General features: G+C 43.0%; 17 protein-coding genes. 7 read left to right on the forward strand and 10 right to left on the reverse strand.

Annotated features, from left to right (window positions below):
* Window positions 1-24 precede the first annotated feature (24 nt).
* Window positions 25-954, reverse strand: coding sequence for a hypothetical protein (locus tag L2748_RS06610; RefSeq protein WP_220780968.1), 930 nt, complete (start codon window positions 952-954; stop codon window positions 25-27).
* 263 nt (window positions 955-1,217) lie between these two features.
* Here L2748_RS06610 and L2748_RS06615 point away from each other — a divergent pair, with 263 nt between their 5' ends.
* The 4 genes from L2748_RS06615 to L2748_RS24615 all read left to right on the forward strand — a co-directional run bounded on the left by L2748_RS06615 (window position 1,218) and on the right by L2748_RS24615 (window position 4,054).
* Window positions 1,218-2,282, forward strand: coding sequence for a permease (locus tag L2748_RS06615; protein ID WP_220780969.1), 1,065 nt, complete (start codon window positions 1,218-1,220; stop codon window positions 2,280-2,282).
* Window positions 2,283-2,453: 171 nt separating this feature from the next.
* Window positions 2,454-2,675 (forward strand): ribosome alternative rescue factor ArfA, encoded by a 222-nt coding sequence (locus L2748_RS06620; protein ID WP_220780970.1) that lies wholly within the window; start codon window positions 2,454-2,456, stop codon window positions 2,673-2,675.
* A 438-nt stretch (window positions 2,676-3,113) separates the two neighbouring features.
* Window positions 3,114-3,725, forward strand: a complete 612-nt coding sequence (locus L2748_RS06625; RefSeq protein WP_373317205.1) for a DMT family transporter — start codon at window positions 3,114-3,116, stop codon at window positions 3,723-3,725.
* Window positions 3,713-4,054: an EamA family transporter gene (locus tag L2748_RS24615; RefSeq protein WP_373317206.1), complete on the forward strand. Its 342-nt coding sequence runs from the start codon at window positions 3,713-3,715 to the stop codon at window positions 4,052-4,054. Before L2748_RS06625 ends, L2748_RS24615 begins: the two co-directional genes overlap by 13 nt.
* A gap of 61 nt (window positions 4,055-4,115) precedes the next feature.
* Here the strand turns inward: L2748_RS24615 and L2748_RS06630 are convergent, their stop codons facing one another.
* From L2748_RS06630 to L2748_RS06640, 3 genes are all read right to left on the reverse strand, one after another.
* On the reverse strand, window positions 4,116-4,634 hold the full coding sequence (locus tag L2748_RS06630; protein WP_373317207.1) for a DUF3465 domain-containing protein: 519 nt from the start codon (window positions 4,632-4,634) through the stop codon (window positions 4,116-4,118).
* A gap of 150 nt (window positions 4,635-4,784) precedes the next feature.
* Window positions 4,785-5,696: a 3'-5' exonuclease gene (locus L2748_RS06635; protein ID WP_220780971.1), complete on the reverse strand. Its 912-nt coding sequence runs from the start codon at window positions 5,694-5,696 to the stop codon at window positions 4,785-4,787.
* A gap of 108 nt (window positions 5,697-5,804) precedes the next feature.
* Window positions 5,805-6,506 (reverse strand): hypothetical protein, encoded by a 702-nt coding sequence (locus tag L2748_RS06640; protein ID WP_246616150.1) that lies wholly within the window; start codon window positions 6,504-6,506, stop codon window positions 5,805-5,807.
* 116 nt (window positions 6,507-6,622) lie between these two features.
* Here L2748_RS06640 and L2748_RS06645 point away from each other — a divergent pair, with 116 nt between their 5' ends.
* From L2748_RS06645 to L2748_RS06655, 3 genes are all read left to right on the forward strand, one after another.
* Complete coding sequence (locus L2748_RS06645) at window positions 6,623-7,903, forward strand: polysaccharide biosynthesis protein (protein ID WP_220780972.1); 1,281 nt, start codon at window positions 6,623-6,625, stop codon at window positions 7,901-7,903.
* 213 nt (window positions 7,904-8,116) lie between these two features.
* On the forward strand, window positions 8,117-9,508 hold the full coding sequence (locus L2748_RS06650) for a DUF4397 domain-containing protein (RefSeq protein ID WP_220780973.1): 1,392 nt from the start codon (window positions 8,117-8,119) through the stop codon (window positions 9,506-9,508).
* 385 nt (window positions 9,509-9,893) lie between these two features.
* On the forward strand, window positions 9,894-10,550 hold the full coding sequence (locus tag L2748_RS06655) for a thiol:disulfide interchange protein DsbA/DsbL (protein WP_220780974.1): 657 nt from the start codon (window positions 9,894-9,896) through the stop codon (window positions 10,548-10,550).
* A gap of 97 nt (window positions 10,551-10,647) precedes the next feature.
* On the opposite strand, the gene L2748_RS06660 is transcribed toward L2748_RS06655, so the two are convergent.
* The 6 genes from L2748_RS06660 to L2748_RS06685 all read right to left on the reverse strand — a co-directional run bounded on the left by L2748_RS06660 (window position 10,648) and on the right by L2748_RS06685 (window position 17,435).
* Window positions 10,648-11,682: a glycosyltransferase gene (locus L2748_RS06660; protein WP_220780975.1), complete on the reverse strand. Its 1,035-nt coding sequence runs from the start codon at window positions 11,680-11,682 to the stop codon at window positions 10,648-10,650.
* A gap of 84 nt (window positions 11,683-11,766) precedes the next feature.
* A complete protein-coding gene (locus L2748_RS06665; RefSeq protein WP_220780976.1) occupies window positions 11,767-12,297 on the reverse strand; it encodes a cytochrome b/b6 domain-containing protein in 531 nt (176 codons plus the stop codon).
* A 17-nt stretch (window positions 12,298-12,314) separates the two neighbouring features.
* Window positions 12,315-12,842, reverse strand: coding sequence for a menaquinone-dependent protoporphyrinogen IX dehydrogenase (gene hemG, locus L2748_RS06670; protein WP_220780977.1), 528 nt, complete (start codon window positions 12,840-12,842; stop codon window positions 12,315-12,317).
* Window positions 12,843-13,060: 218 nt separating this feature from the next.
* Complete coding sequence (locus tag L2748_RS06675; RefSeq protein WP_220781007.1) at window positions 13,061-14,674, reverse strand: di-heme oxidoredictase family protein; 1,614 nt, start codon at window positions 14,672-14,674, stop codon at window positions 13,061-13,063.
* A gap of 176 nt (window positions 14,675-14,850) precedes the next feature.
* Entirely contained in the window at window positions 14,851-15,999 is a 1,149-nt protein-coding gene (locus tag L2748_RS06680) for an imelysin family protein (RefSeq protein ID WP_220780978.1), read from the reverse strand.
* 29 nt (window positions 16,000-16,028) lie between these two features.
* On the reverse strand, window positions 16,029-17,435 hold the full coding sequence (locus L2748_RS06685) for a porin family protein (RefSeq protein WP_220780979.1): 1,407 nt from the start codon (window positions 17,433-17,435) through the stop codon (window positions 16,029-16,031).
* Between the last annotated feature and the right edge of the window lie 274 nt (window positions 17,436-17,709).

A 17,709-nucleotide genomic window follows, 5' to 3' on the forward strand; every position in this document is an offset into this window, starting at 1 on the left:
GCTTGGTTGATTTGTGATTAACCGCTATTCGCTATCTTCCGACTTAGAAATAAAAATACGATTCAAGTCTTGACCCCACAACTGAATAATTTTGCGGTTTTTAGCTTTATTCCAAAAGCACTTTCCTAGCAGAATTATCCCAGCGCCTTCAAAATCACGCCGTTCATCTAGGCCGAAACGTTGTTGTAAATCAGCTTTTATGCCTTCTATTGGGATACCTACATCTTGGCTATCTGCCGGGTTTAGCCAAAGCCCTTCTTTATCGGTATGAGAAATGGTGCCCCAGTACATTCTAGGAGAGCCATTATCGGTTGGAACAGCGTCAGCAAAATTTACGAATAGATTTTTAGCGCGCCAACGATACTTTTCATCGGTATACACCCAAAGATCTGAACTGGCGAGATCACTGCCGCGCATCAGGCTATGCAAAATTTTCTCAAGCCCTTCTTTAGCAATGCGCTTTTCTGGACTAGCTTGAGTTTGCTCTTCAACCTGCAGCGCCGATGCTGGCTGATGAGCCTCTTGTTGCTCAGGCTTTAAAGCCTTAGCCTCAACGTGCTTATTTGCAGCGGGCTTATTATCAGTGACCTTAGCAACGACAGTTTTTTTAGACTTATCCGCTTGAGTACTGGCAATACTTGGCCTGCGGCTAAAATCAATAATCATGGCGTCACTATCAACTAATAGCTGATTGACCTCGATTGCATGCTGCTCTTCACGCACTTTTGCGGCAGAAGGCTTAAACTCACGACAGTCGGATTGATGATAACGCGAGCCAAAACAGGCGGCCTTACCATCTTTGGATGCTTTACGATAATAGGCTTTACCCGCACAAACTGGGCACACCAAAACTTGCCGATATTTTTCAATATCCAGCTCATCGAGTTTTTGAAATTTAAAAACTGAATACGTAATAGGGTTCGATTCATCGAACAAGCATATTGCGTCAAGCATGATAACTCTCTCTATTTCATATTTTTTTAATCATAGAGAAGATTAAAGATAACAACAAGATTGAGCATCGACTTGCTCATTTACTTATCAGGCCCCTAAACAGCCGAATCACGATTGCCAACTCAACAAAACAAAATCTTTAAATTATTTCCACATTATTCGAAATAATAGTTGACAGTTTCTTAAATCGGACTATTATCTACCCAACTTCGTTATTTCGATAATTCCAGAAATAACAAATAGAAAATTTTGAGGTAACTATTATGACTCCTGAAATCATGGCTATGGCCAAAGATACTGCCGGCATGTTTTTGTTTCTTGCTGCAGAATTGACGCTACTATTTCTAGCGATTAGCTATATTGTTGGCATACTGCAAGAATATATTCCGCCAGAAAAAATTCAGTCAATTCTGAGTTCAAAAAAAGGTAAAGGCTACATCATTGCCGCGTTACTGGGCTCTATTACGCCATTTTGTTCTTGCTCAACCATCCCTTTCTTAAAAGGATTATTGCGAGCCAAGGCAGGTTTTGGCCCTATGATGGTGTTCTTGTTCTCAAGCCCACTATTAAACCCAATTATCATAGGTCTGTTTATCGTGACCTTTGGCTTTAAAGTCGCACTGTTTTACTTTGTTGTGGCTATGGCGGTATCTGTAACAGCGGGTTACGTGCTTGAAAAGCTTGGTTTTGAGCGTTATGTAAAACCTGAAGCTTATGAAGCTGCTGAACCGTCAAGCTGTGGCACGAGTTGCGGTGATACAGCAAAAGTAGCAGTAAAAGCACAAACCAGTTGCTGCACGGCACCTAAACAAGAGGCTAAACTAGACGCTGCAGCCGTTGCCGCAGCGACAAGCTGCAACGTACCAAAAGTTGAAGCCACTACAAGTTGCTGTGATTCAAGCCTTGTAGTGAAAGAGGATAGCCGCTGGATGCGAGTATGGCGCTCAACCTGGAAAGACTTTAAACAAGTACTGCCTTACTTAATGATTGGTATTTTACTGGGCTCATTTATCTACGGATTTATTCCAACAGATTTAATTGCTAAGTACGCTGGTGAAGGCACATGGTATGCCATTCCGATTGCTGCTGTGATTGGTATCCCGCTCTACATTCGTGCAGAGGCTGTGATCCCTTTAAGTTCAGCATTAGTGGCTAAAGGTATGGCGTTAGGCTCAGTAATGGCACTGATTATTGGTAGTGCGGGTGCAAGTTTAACTGAAGTTATTTTGCTGAAATCTATCTTTAAGAATCAAATGATAGCGGCATTTTTAGCAGTAATTTTAGGTATGGCAATCGCAGCTGGTTACCTATATACGCTAATATTTTAATCTCAGCTAAGCATCAACTACAGCAATAAAACGCTGAAAAATGATGCCACAAATTGCTAGTCGCCCGATAAAAACGGCGTATAATCGCACTATCTTAACAACGTTATTAATAACGATAATTAAGGTAGTGCTTTTTATTTTAATTGAAGCAGTTTACACAAGGAGATATTGATGGCTAAACATCAAACCGATACGGCGATTGAACATGAAAGTGGTCGCGGCGTCATAAAAGATAACGCTTTAAAGGCTATCGTTACCAGTTCACTATTTCGAACCCGAACGGAAAAGCCGAAAAAAGGCAAAGGGTCGTACAACCGCAAACAACAAAAGGGGCAAAAGCTGAAGGGCTTTGCCCCTTTTGACTATCTGCAATTGCCACTTATTGTTTATTAATACCGACATACCTCTCTGGTTATTAACCTGCAAACACATCACTAGCTTCCTGCTGACTTATCCTGAATAAAAATCAAGCTTATTTAGCGATTACTTATTGACTATATTGCATAAGAATTAGACTATGACGATTCGATAACTCAAGGCTACAACACCTTTAAATGACATTATTCATTACCGCTAATTCGCTAAAACAAAATCTAGCACTGCGACTTAATCGCTGTGTGCTTTGGCTATGTTTATTCGCGGTAAGGTAAGAGTCATTTAGTTAGTTCTCGAATTCATACCGCAAAGTGTCACAACGCGGTATGGTCTCTCCCTCTTCCGCCTTGCTCCCTTTCGGTTTAACTAAAGTCGTCATTCAGTTACAGCCTTTGTCTGTATACGAATGTGAGCCGCTCATGGACGATTAAGCTTGAGCATTGCAAGGAGGATAATATGTCTACCGCCGCGTTACCTAGATTAGTTCCAATAGCGTTCTTAACCGTTGTGTTAGTTTGGTCTACCACCCCGTTAGGCATTGTTTGGAGTAGCGAAAGCATTCACCCCACCATGGCAGTATTGCTGCGCATGCTAATTGCGCTAGTCTTTGGAGTGATAATTTTATTATTAGCACGTATTCGACTGCCTTGGACATCAGCGGCTTGTAAACTTTATTCATTTTCAGCTATTGGTATTGTTGGTGGCATGTTGCTCAGCTATTTTGCGGCTAAGTATCTTGCGTCAGGCACTATGTCACTTATTTTTGGGCTGTCGCCACTACTCTCAGGCTTAATAGCTCAGCGCTTACTTGGCGAAGGTCACTTTGGAGTGACACGAATACTTGCCTTTGCAATGTCATTTACTGGGCTAGCCATTGTTTGTTCTTCTAAGTTATCAATTGACGGTGATAGTTGGATAGGGCTGTTATTAGTACTCATTGCTGTGGTGCTATTTAGCTTAAGTGGCGTATTAATCAAAACGGTTAAGATCAATATCCACCCACTAGCAAGCACTGTAGGAGCGCTATTGTTTTCAACGCCATTGTTTGCATTGGCTTGGCTTGGCTAATCTTTGATGGCAACCTCGCCATAGAGACGTGGCAAAGTCGCTCTATATTAGCTGTGGTTTATTTAGGAGTATTTGGATCTTTACTCGGCTTCATTGCTTACTTCTACGTTTTACAGCACCTTGCCCCAAGCACTGTGGCACTCGTGACATTAATTACGCCTGTATTTGCCATGCTTCTAGGCGCACAATTGAATAATGAAACCTTGAGCCCGTCTTTGATATTAGGTGCAGGCTTTGTATTAAGCGGCCTCGCCCTATACCAATTTGGTCAGCGTTTATTAAAACTGTTTTGGCAACCCAAATCAGCAAATAGTGCCAACCCGTCATAGCTGTTAAGCCAGATTTTAACTGCTCATAAAACAACGGCGAGCCTATGTGCTCGCCGTTGCTTTATTGATATGTTTTCCCCTGGTGCTTAAGCCAGCCACCAATATGCTTGCCGCGCGGATCATGATGGGTCCAGTGAATAACCCCACCCCATTTGTTCCATTCGTATTCACCGTAAAACTCAACTTCATCGCCCTCTTGCAAACCTGCGATGCGCTGGGCTAAATCAATATTATGCGCAACGAGAACCGTTTGGCCATTGGCTAATGTCAGTATAAACCTTTGATGACGACTGCCCTTATTGTCATCAGCTAAAACTCGAGTCACGGTTCCAGCAGCTTGTATTTGAAGGTTACTTTGTTGTTCAAATGCCTGCTTAATCTTGCCTGCGCCTATTTCATCACTCGCCATTACACCAGCGGCGGCAGCCATGGCAGTATGCTCGGTGGCGGCAACTGCACGGTTATAAACAAAGCTCGCTATCGCCAATGCAATTAACATAATCACGATGCGCATTAATACGCCTTGAATAACTTTGCGGTGCGAAGAAGCGACCTCAGGCGGCGTGGGGTTTTCATCCATTATTTTATATCCCTACATTCATGCTTGTGTTGTTGACGACTTCATTATTGACAACATTATGCACTGTTACTTTGATATCGGTGCAGCTCAAACTGTTATCATTAGTAAACTGAGTAGATTTTCATAACCTGCTCAGCGTGGTGGCAATGGTTATTGACCGGTATCAGCCATAAAGCAAGCGGTTACCTTTTTGCATTCAGCAAGTCGTTGTTGTAATGACTGCGGACATAAGGCTTGATAAGGTCTGAGCAGGTTGATTAACTGATGCAAAATATCTAGTGCAACCAAGGTATCTGCTGCAGCATACTGCAGTTGCAACTCAGATAATGGTTCTGATAACGGCTTTGCCCAGTTAGATAACGTGACCTTTTTACTCTTGGGTAGCTTAAGCTTTAACACGCTTGCAGCTATCTGCTGAGTTCCCATTTGCTTAGGTGCACCCAATTGATTCATTAGCCAATTGAGGTCCAATATATGCGTCATGTTAATCTCAAAATCACGCTTCATCGCGTTAATATCGCCTCGCAGCCCAATACCAACTTTGAGCTGTTTATCACTACTCAATATAGGCTGTAAAGCTGCCTGAAAAGGCGCAATATTGTCATCAATCATTCTAAACAGATAACAGTGACTCGCGGTAGCAATCTGGATAAGTGAAATAGGGTTACTATTGCGTCTGCCCTTTTCAAAGGTCGCGGCGGTTTCAGTGTCAAAACCCAACCAAGCCTGCGAACTAATATCAGTCATGGCTGCATGCAGTGATGCTTGTGTCACCACCGAAATACGGCGCAAAGCTTTATTGCCCTCTATATCGCTAGCTTGAGCGTGCTCAATACTATAGTCATTTAACTTCGCTAATTCACTATCATCGACTCGGGTAATTAAGCCCGTTCGCATTTGTAGCCAATGTAGCTGTAATTGGTTTTGTTCTGTTGTGACCGAACGGAAAAACGCAGCCTCTGCGATTTGCATTGCAGCAAAATACGCAGCAGCGTCTTTACCTAGCTCACGTCGGATAAGTGCAGCTTTGTCAGCTGCAAGGCCAAATTTAAATAAACTCATACCGTTACTCTATATTCAAACATCATAAAGAAAAATCATCATAGCTACAGTGCTAACGCGCACCAGGGCTTTGAATGCCAAGTGGCTAGCAATCAAGTATTGTAAAAATCATTGAGTTACCCACATTAACCCGAGTTTTTTATCTATTGCTTCTGTGACCTTGCGGCTAAAAGTCGCTATGCCGCTTGTTATCTCTTGGTACTCACTTTCTTGCGGAACATAATCAGGGTTATGTATTAACAGCCAAGCATCAAATCGACTCCTAATTGTTTGCGCATTTAAAGCCGTCAGTAGTGGCTGTAAACTGCATAAATCATGGCTTTTAAATGCAAAAGACTCGCCATCGGCAGCCATTTTTATCGCATCGTGATCATTGATGTCTATCCAGGTTTGAAACAAGCTGCCAGCGCCTTTTACCCGGTTTTCAGTATTGTTGAGGATATAATGATAAATATCGACATTACGATGACTGACATTAGGGCCGATCATTTCAACACTAGCGCTGGGCCAACTAACAGGAATTTGTTGGCTTTTTTTGCCGTTAATAAGCCGCGCTAACCTTAATCGCCATGCTTGCTTTGCGGGTGCCTTTAGTAAATTGGCGCTTGGTTGCTTACCAAGAAGATAAGCCTCAATGCTCAACGGATAAAGTTGCAAAAACTGGATATGCTCATCAGGTAAGGCAAACACATTAAAACGTAGTGCCATTGGGGCTCCGCAAATAATCAAAAGTAAGCGTAAATAGCTGCCGATAATAGCAATGAATAACCCATGATACCTAAAACATTCATTGCCATTATCTGTTTTCATTTGCTATTCATTAGCTTGCAAGTTCACAGCTTTTATCAACAAACCTGACAGATTAGAAAGAACTGGTTACTATTTGTCGCCATAAACGACAACGCTTTTTTTGAGAATAAAGCACAATGACAGAGCCTTCTTTTAATCGTGCAAAAGATGCTTTTATTAAAGCTATTTGGGCAACGCTTGCCAGCGTATCCTTAGGACTAGCATTCAAGATTTGGTTAGCGCAGTGGGTCGCAAAAAGCGATCTTGCCTTGTATCACACTGTCGTCGATATCATTTCCATGTCACTGATCCTGCTCAGCGGCTTTCGAGCCTCTATGGTAGTGAGTTTCTCACAAACTAAAAACGATGCAGATATCACCAATATTTTCCGTTATTCACTGATCACTATGGTATTATTCACTTGGGGATTAGTACTGCCCTATATTAAACATCAGCTCAATATTGATGTTGAATATATTCAGTTAGTCGGTGTTATTTTGGGAATGGGCTTCAAGGTATACTTCACCAATCAAATTGGCATGTACCGGCTGTACGACATCGCCAATAAAACCACCTGGATTGAGCCTTTGGTGCAGGTATTACTTTTCTTGGTTTGTTACTACTTATTGGCTCAGACAGCTATGGCATCTTTGTTTTACAGTTTAATCCTGTCTAACTTTGCAGTCGCAAGTTTTATGTTTATTCAGCGCAGAAAACAGATCGCCACAACCCCGTTAGGACCGGTTCAACTCGACCCGGATATGCGAAACTTTGTCAAAAAAAGCGTGATGTCATCACTTGAAATGGGAGCCAGTATTCTGATGGTTTACATTACAGTACTGCTGACTATTGGCTACTTCACCATTGATGAATTAGGTGACTTCCAAGTGGTGGTTCGTCCAATATTGGCTTATTTTACAATGTTATTTGTATTTCCTGTTTATCGCTATATTTTGCCGGAACTGGCTCAATGTATCCGCAATCAAGAGCATCAACAAATAGCCTTAATTCGGCGTTGGTTTTTCAGGTTTAGCTTTGCAGTGAGTGGCGCTTTTATTATTAGCCTAGTGCTATTTAGCGATGAACTCGTGGCTATTGTGTTTCCAGAAACTTATGCCAATGCAGCGCCTATATTGTTGCATTTTGCGCTATTTTTTGGCTTTATGATGCTCAATGCCTATCAAATTGCCTATATCAAATCCCACGGCCACTTTTTGCAAAGTTTAATGATCCGTATCTTAGGCGTGGGCACATTATTGGCGATGTTTTATATCTTACGTCTGTTTACCGATAACGTTGTAGCGGTGATCTTGGCCTTGGGGTTTGGCTATGTCAGTATGTTTATCGCCTCCAGCATTATCGAACGACGCTTAATTAAACAACATAGAGAAAATGCTACTCTCAATAATCAGCATTAACCAAACTCGGTTTTGCCTTTAAAAGCCCATAATTGGCGCTTCTGATTATCCCTCTATGTGCCCGTTGCCTTCTGGTACGGGCTTTAGAGGACGTGACTCAACTGAGTGACGAGCATCAAACTCAAAGAATGTAAAAAATATGTTTATTTTTTGATCTCATAAAATTTCGATAACGTAGTGGCTGTTGAAATTAAATATCAAGGAATAATCCAGATGACATTTTCAACCCCAATTACCCGTTATTTTTCCGTTGCTGCTATCTCAGTATTAGGTCTCACCGCATGTAGTGATGATGACGACAATATTAGCCAACCTATTCCCGTTCCGCCGATTGAAGTCGCAGACGCTGAGATCCGCGTGATTCATGCCGGTAGTGATGCACCGCTGGTGAACGTGATGGCTAATGACAGCAGTTTTATTGATGACGTTGACTATGCAATGTCTAGCGGCTTAGCAACGGTCGATGCCGGTAGTTATTCTGTCACTGTCGATGCACAACTGCCTGACGGTACGACAACAACTGTGTTAAGTGCTGACTTAGCTGCGGCTGAAGATATGGAGTATACAGCCGTTGCTATCGGTAACGTTGCAGATAATAGTTTGATGCTAAAACTGATTGAAAACCCTGAACAAGATATTGCCGATAATTACGCTCGGGTTCAGGTATTGCACGCCTCTCCAGCAGTGGGCCTTGTTGATGTATATGTGACTGAACCTGATGCGGATATCAGTATGATGCAACCAACCTTATCAGCCAACTATATGGATGCCAGCCCACAACTTGAAGTTCCCGCTGCCGATTACCAAATTCGCATCACTGCGTCAGGTGCCAAAGATGTCGTGTTTGACTCTGGTACCGTTCCCTTAACTGATGAAGGGGATTACTTTATCTCAGCCATTCCCAATACTTGGTCTGGCGCTTCACCGGTAGCTTTATTAGTCGCGCTTCCAGAGGGACAACTACTACTGAATGACAAAAGCAGCGGTAGTGATATTCGTGTCATTCATGCCGTCGCGGACGCCCCTGCGGTAGATGTATTTTTAGATGAAAGCAACACAGCCGCTATCACTGACTTAATGTTTAAAGGCATTGCCGGTTACGTCAATATCCCAGAGGGTGAGCACACAGCGACAGTTGCGGCGAGCGCAGATAATAATGTGGTTGTTATCGATAAAGCGCCTTTTGAGTTAGCCCTAGGTTCAAGCTATTCAATTTTCGCAACAGGCTCACTATCAGACAGTGACATTCAACCTTGGGTCATTATGGAACAGCCACGCATGGTCGCAACTGAGGCAAAATTAACGGTATCACACACCGCCTACTCTGCGCCTGAAGTCGATGTTTATCTAACAGCAACCAGTGATATTTCAGACGCAACACCGGTACTCACAGATGTCCCTTTCAGGGCGACATCTGGCAGCCTAAGCGTGCCTGCTGGTGACTATGTAGTAAGTGTTACGGTAGCAGATACGAAAACCGTCGCCATAGGTCCACTGTCTATCACGCTTGAAAACGGTGGCGTATATGGTATTGCCGCGGTAGATAGCACTACCAGTGGCGCATTCGATGTAATTCTATTAGATGACTTTGTGATGGCTCCATAGGCAAAACAAAATAACAAACCTCGCCTTCCTAGCCCGTGTTGCGGCCGTTATATTTAACGGTCGCATTTTTATTTACTGACTGACAACGGTTAAACTCGATTGCATTAAGTCAGTACACTAGGCAAATTAACAAAAGTTCCCGAGGTGCGTGTTTTTAAAGTCAGATTGTGAAGTGCGACAAAGTTTAAAATGAAAACCTGTGTTTCCGCTTAAAAGCATTATATCGGTCACACTCTAAGGTATGTATTAATCGCTAATTTCAGTCATAATTAAGCATCTAGTTTTATTCTTAACAACAATGTAATTTGCTGTAACGGATGAATAATATTTGTATTATTCGTTATCGCTTGACTACTTATACAGACGTCACTTTGAGGACAAAAGTTTGATTAAACATATTGCTTTAGCGTTAACACTAGCCGTTGCTCCACTGAGCAGCTTTGCAGCACAATTTGTTGAAGGTAAACACTTCACTGTTGTTTCAGATAAAGCCCCAAGTAGCGAACCAAAGCTAACTGAATTCTACTCTTTCTATTGTGGCAACTGCTTCAATATGGAAAAGATGTACATAGCAGACATCAAAGCAAACCTAGACAAGCAGGTTACTTTTGACAGCAAGCACGTAGATTTTGCAAATACTGAAATCAACACTGAAGTAATGCGTTCACTTGCTGTGATTCAATCTTTAAAGAATCAAAAGCCATTAACTGACGCAATGTTTAAAGTTATCCAAGGCGAAAACGGTGAGAAACATGACCATAGCGCTCCGGGTCATAAGCATGATGAGCCAGTTAAGAGCCGTGACGATATCAAAGCAGTATTTGCTAAGTTTGGCGTTGATTCTGCGCAATACGACAAAGTCGCTGACAGCAAAGAGACTGATGCTAAGCTAGCACTATGGCGCACTCAGCAACGTGAATTCAAAGTACAAAGCGTACCTTCATTCATTGTTAACGATAAATACCAAATCAACATGGGTTCAATCCGCACTTTAGGTGAATTGATTGATCTAATGAACTACCTAGCACTAGAGCATAAGTAACCTTTATTTATCAATTTGCTAGCAAGCTATACGCTTGAGAAAGTTGAACTAAAAAGGCGCTAATTAAGCGCCTTTTTTAATGCCATTTTGTAAAGGTTCAACGCTTAGCTGTGATCTGAGTTAATAGCTGCTGCCAGTTATTTAACACTGATAGCCATACTCCCTCACAACTTACTCGGTGTGCATCCGAGACTTGCAAACGCTCTCCTTCGACGACTTGCTTTAGCGCTATCTCAATCCCCGTAACCGATAACTCATTTAGTAATTTAAATGCTTGAGGCTCTTTTGGTTGCGATGACGCCAAAGCAGCCGTTTGATCAGCTAAGCCGTCAAGATTAGCCACTATTACCGCTTTACCTGCCGCTATAGCCTCAATACAAGTCAGACCAAAAGGCTCCCAGCGAGAAGGGATAATAACAATATCGCCTGCCGCTAAAAAATTAGCCACATCTTGCACTTCGCCCACAAATTCAACATGGCTAAGCCCATTCGCAAGCTTCACCAGTTCTGCTTGCTGATCCCCCTCACCAGCAATAGCCAGTTGCACTTTTTCGGCAGGTAACTTAGCCATTGCCCTAATCAATAAATCAAAACCTTTCTGCTCGCTTAAACGCCCGTATGCTAACAACTTTAATGGCTCTACTGACGATGGCGTATAGGTTTTGCTCGGCAATGCAGTAAAAGCAGCGAGCTCTTTACCTTGGCCTACCAGTACCATTTTAGCGGCAGTCGTTATCTCCAGTTCAGCTAACCAGTGTCGCTGCGACTCAGACACCAGTAGTACCTTATCCATCAGCCTATAAGTTAGTTTTAACATTAAAATGAAACGACGAGGCTCCTGCACACAGTGGCGCACAAACTCACGGCTATAATGGTGTTCTTGATAAAGAATTGGCGTACCGATATTGGCAAGCTTAAGGGCAATAAATGCGGGGAGTTTTCGCCAACTTGCTGCAGCATGTACAACAATAACATCGGCTTGGTAACGCTGGAAGGAACAAGAATTGAATTGGCGGTATAGAAGCTTAAAACTAAACGATTGTTGCAATGTGGACGCAGCAAGACTCTCCAGCGCTAAATTAACGCCGCCGAGTTTAGTATCATCGATTAAATGCACTACCTTTGGCCGCAAAGCAACTCCTTAACTTTAATCCCTTACCTATTAAGTTAAAGACATTACAGCCAATTTAAAAGAATTGTTTTGCCCAAATACAGATCAATTACGAATAAAGTCCAGCAGGTGCAAACAGGCAAAAATAGCATGCAATACAATAAAACCGATAAACCCATGTGCAGCATCGATATGATAACCACGCCACATAAGCGCTGCACTGGTGCCTTGAGTGGCAAACCAAAGTAAGCCTGTCACACCAACGGCAAAAAACAGCAACATACCCATCCCTTCGGTAATACTAAATAATCCTCTGCCACCAGCTATCGGAATTTTACCTTTAGTTAGACCAATGAGATCCGCTTTTAATTGTGAAAAATCAGCGACCAACCAAGGAAAATACTGGCGCCACTTGCCCTTTAGGCAAGTTGTGATTAGAAAGCTAATGGATAAGAATGCCCCCACTAACCCAAGGTAAACATGACTGGTGTCCCAGAAGCTGGCATGGGTACGCAGACTACGACCAATGAGGATCCAGCTGCTAGTAAATATCAAGTAGGCAGAGGTGATAATGATTAAAACATGTTGCAAATCAATATATTTTCTCGCCAAGCGTTTAAACATAGACTGCGCCATATACTCTGCCTTTTAATTTAAGCCGTTAACAAGTTGATGCTATCAGCGTAAGCATCGACCTTTTGCCAATCTGTATATTCAATATTGGTATCAGCAGCGGTAGGACCTTTAGTGATCCACATAATAAAGCGAATGATATTTCTATCCATTGCTCCGTAGCTTGGGTAATTTAAATTGCCACCAAAGACTTCGGCCAATTTGGGTGCCCATGGCGATTTTTCAAGAAAAGCACGCATATAAGGGTTTGTTTCAGCGGTATTCTTTAACGGTTTACGGGCGACTAAACTCACCGAAAAAAAGCTACTTGGCTTTTGCTCTAATAACGCTTGGTTTGCTTCAATAAAATCATAAACTGCTGGATTATGCTTACCATGACGAATACTGGCACCGATAATTATTTTATCAAACTCTGCTAAATTCACCTTGTCGGCAAGACTTACTGCGGTAACGCTATTACCAGCAGCCGTTAGCTTATCTTCTAAATAAGCACTAATTTTGCGCGTCTGGCCATGTACACTGGAATAAACAATAACGATTTTGCTCACCAGACATCTCCCTAAACTAGGTTTTTAAAGTGAATGAATTTAATAAATAAATCATAGGTGATTTAGTTAAAAGATTACATGAAACAGATCACGAGGAGGGGGGGAATAATCCAAATTAGCTTTATCTACTTCACAAAATTAACAGCGGGACTCCCCAAAAGAGGTAGTCCCGCTGTTTTTATAGCCGAGGACGGCAGTTTCAGTTATGCAGATTTCGATTACAGTGACATCAAGAAATCAATAACTTGCGAGCGTTCTTCAGCCGATAACGCCATAAAATCTTGTTGACTCTTTTGCGCTTCGCCACCGTGCCATAAAATCGCTTCCTCTAATGTTGCCGCACGGCCATCATGCAAAAATCCGGCTTGTGGATTAACCGTTTGCGTTAAACCTATGCCCCACAACGGACGAGTACGCCACTCGTTTCCATCAGCCAAAAAGTCAGGTCTGCCATCAGCAAGTTCGTCGCCCATATCGTGCAACAGCAGATCAGTGAAGGGATAAATAGTCTGATTTTTATGACTATCGCTCATCATAGCGCCGCCCAAATCACCGGATGCTTTGGTTACAAAGCTTGGACTGTGGCAACCAGTACAATTGATTTGTTCAAATAGCCTTGCGCCTTCACGCACACTCGGATCATCGATGTTTCGTCTTGCTGGTACAGCAAGCGTTTCTGCATAAAACACCACAGAGTCACTAAATGCCGCATCAGCTTCTGGTTCGCCATTTACATCACTGCCTGTATCAACAAAGCCTGTGCGCGTAAGGTAAGAATCATGCAGCGCCGTCCCCGCTATGCTTTCTTCAGGGAATAACGGATTAGTGATCCCAATATCGCCTCGCAGTGCGCCAAGTGACTGCACCCTAACACTCGGCGTATTCGCCTTCCAGCCAAAGCGCCCTAAGGATACTGGCGTTGCTTCGCCCGCTTGGGCTTTAACCGCATCAAACACATAGTTGGCGCGGCCTGATATACCGTCATTGTCGACATCGTGAGTATCAACATTGGCAAGGATATCCGCTTCTGGTATTGCCTCGAGTAATCCTAAACCAAATACCGGCATGCCATTGCGCCAGCCCATTAATACATTATCTTGGAGTAAATTTGAGGTTAGGTTGCTGCTTGATTTAGTCTCCCCCGGCGCATCATAGGGGTTTTCCACTGCGAATAACGGCTTTTTCAGGGTGACACTTGTGCCATCCTCGTAGGTAATAACTTTAGTTTCATAGGACAAATAAACATCTGCTTGGCCAATAAACTGATTTTGCTGCCAATCAGGGCGTGCTTGTAGCACTCCTCGATGAAATAGTTGTCCACCAAAGTCTGGAACGGGGATCGGTGCGCAGTAATCATTAGCTGCAGTAGCAGTCACACAAGGTTCGTTAGGCGCCAGGCTAATCCTTAAGAATAGCCCGGCGTCAGAACCCAGTTTTACTCGACTTTTTCCAGCAGGAATAATAGGCGTTGAATTACGACCATCTCTTTGATGACAAGAGTTACAGTCAGCGTTATTAAATACTGGCCCTAATCCATCAAGCTCAGGGTGAGCTGGATTAGGCGCCGTGGTAAACGCCGTTTCAAAACCCAAATCGCCTTCTAAGTGTAGAGTTAATTCATCCGCGGTTAGGTTAGGTGCTGGCGTTGAAAAACCATGCCCAGATTCTGAAGCATCAAATGTTGTGGTTTCACCACCACTTGCCTTCATATCTGTATAACTAGGGTAAACTTTCTCTTGCGGCTTTGGTGCTTCATCGTCACCAGAACCACCACATGCGGTTAAACTTACCATCGCCACTAATACTAAGCTGTTAAGTAAGCTTTTCTTCATACCTCTATGGTACTGGTTTATTATCTTTGTTTTATTAGGTTCGCTTGCCATATGCTGTTCCACACACTTATTCAATATTCGTTTTTCTCACTAACTAAAGCATTTAACCACTTATAATTTATGGGTATTTAGTGAGAAAAAAGGAGGTCCACTGGACCTCCTAACTTGTTAACTCGTTAGATGTTCCAATCTTTCAACAGTGGCAATACATCTGACTCTAGACTTGCTTGCAGTGTTGTAAGTGAATCAACAGCGGTTTGAATACGCACACGGCCATCTGCGTCGCTAATCGCTTGACGAAATGGCATATCATTATCGCCTGCTATCGCTTGAATCTTACTAATAGCATCATCGATTTCAGCTTTTACCCGGGTAGCTAGCTCTGGATTGGCAGCATTAACAAAATCAATAATTCCTTGCTTATCAGCAGCGCCGTCAAACTCACCTAAATAGACATTGCGCACACCAATGATGTTATCGCTAAAGTCCGTTAACGAATTCCACGAATACTGCGACTCAACCTTTGAGGTATCGGCTTTATCAAGCGACTCACCAAATGGATCAGCAATCTTGCCGTTACCAACCTCATCAACAATACCAATCATGCCGTTTACCAGCTCTTCAACGACACCTACCTCTGAGCTATAAAATGTATTGCCGTCAACACCTGAGTTTTTCAACAGTTCGGCGTATGCTTTACCACTTTGACCGTCATGGCTGATTAGCCATGCATCATCGAGTGTTTTGGTATAATCACGGAATACTTCAGCAAGCCCCATAAGGTAATCACGCTCATTAGCCGTTAGTTCTGAAATGTCTTTACTATTATCATCGACACCATCGCCAAATAGCAGATATTCCATAGTGTGAAAACCTTGCACATCATCATTCCAGCCCTTGATCGTGTCAGCATCAAAACCAGTATTGTTAGCTAAAACAGTGGTTAAATCAGTGGTATTTAGCGGCCAGCTATCTAAATGCGGATCGATGCCTAAAGAGTCTACCGGACCAAAAATATGCGACTCACCTTGCTCCCATGGTTCGCGCGCCGCTTTCCACGCTTGTTGCGCAGCGAGCAGATTGGCTTGTGTAGGCGTATTAACTAAGGTTTGAGTCGCTTGCAGCATAGCTTCGCCAGTCGCGGCTAAATTTGAATAACCAGCAACGATTACATCATCAGTTAGGTTGGTCACCATTTCAGTGGCGTCGAAAGTAAAGCCCGTTTCAGGTAATACTACTGGTGTATCGTCAGATCCTGAGCCACCACAAGCAGAAAGGGCTGTGACAAGAGCAATCGCTAACGCAGAATGAGTAAAGTGTTTCATAAAAACTCCATTTATTTATGTCTTATTATTTAAAGTGAAAATTGGTAACCAACGCCTAGCGCAAAGAAGTTAGTGTCTGGAATAGCGGCCACTGCGACTTGATGCACACCAGCTTCAGCCTTGATGACAATCTCCGGAATAGGGAAATAGTTAATACCAGCACTTATCCAAGTGTTCTCATAGCGCTTGGTTGCCACACCGGTTTCCACTTCTTTTAAAGGATTGGAGTAATCGATATTGGCAAATACTGTAATAGGAATAGCGGTGAACTGCCCGAGGTCGACACCCGCTTCAACAAAGAAAGCCTCAGATTTAGATCCGACTTGAGCGAAGTTGCCCGGCTTAAGACCTGGAGTGGTTTTATTCGCCTGAGTGATGGCATCGCTGTCACTAAGCGTTCCATATAGGTATTGTCCGCGTAGGATCCACGGCCCTTCCACAAAAGCGCCAGCCAGAGACAGAATTTCTACCGTGCCATTTGCACTGAGCTTATTGGTCTTATGACGATTACCGCTGGTATTACCGTAATAATAAGATGCTCCTAACGCAGAGCCTGTTTTGAAGTTGCCATAATCAAGGCGAACAACGTAAGCAAGGTCATCAGCATTCACATGTTCAAAACGCTTTTGATGACCAGATGCCACCCAGTCATAGGTTCGGAAGTACTCAGAGTTTAAGCCACTAACAACCTGGGCTTGATAATGAAAATCCGCGACTTCACCGAAGATCCCAATACCATTTTCATTCCATACAGCTGGTAGCATGGCAGCTTCACTCTTATGGCGTTGCACCGTAAGGTATTGACTGGGTTTGTGTAGCGTACTACTCAGACCGACAGGAAGGTGAATATTACCGAACTTAACGCCAAAGGCTTCGCTTGGGCGATAGCGGATCTCGGCTTTTTCGATCATCACCTCACCACCGGCTTCAACCTCAGCCTCAAACTCGCCAAATTCATCAAATCCGTCATATTCTAACGAGCTGCCAGTACCACCATGTTCGTATTCAATTTCAACTTCCATGTCCCATTCATCATTAAACTGATAGCCAAACTCAGTCACAATACGTTCTAGGTCAAAGCGACTGCGGCGCTCAGGCGAAGTGTCTTGCACGTTATCGAAGTATTCATCACTGGTATAAATCGCACTACCATAGGACTTGAATGAAAATTTATCCCACTGACTTGCTGTTGATTTAACAGTTTGTGACGCTTGTTGATGCTCGTTTTTCTGTTGTTGAACTTCAATTGCTTGCTGCTTTTGTTGCTGCGCCAATTGTTGCAACTGGATTTTCAAGGCCGAAAGCTCTGCTTCTTGTTTGGCAATCGCTGCAGCTAACGCTTCAGGATCGCTTGCTGATAACGCGCTTGAGCTAAATACGCTGGCAATAGCTAACGCTAGCATATTCAGCTTGGTATGCTTCGAAATGGACTTCATAGACGTCTCTCATTTTGATTCTGCGCTGCAAATCAATTAATAAAGCATTGAAAGTAAAGTAGTACTTATACTTTCAGGCGTTCTCAGCACTCTATCAACCAACTTGAACAGCTCCCCCTAAATTCGCAGACAAACTACACTCAATGAGAATGACTTACATTATCATTTACAGAAAACTTACATTTAGCACCAAGGTGCTACTTAGGTAGCAGAGCAGGCAACAATTCAAGCTCAGTAACAATCAATGATTAAATAAGGAGAAGAGCTAGATAGC

The organism is Shewanella sairae (assembly GCF_023283535.1).
Taxonomy (GTDB): Bacteria; Pseudomonadota; Gammaproteobacteria; order Enterobacterales; family Shewanellaceae; genus Shewanella; species Shewanella sairae.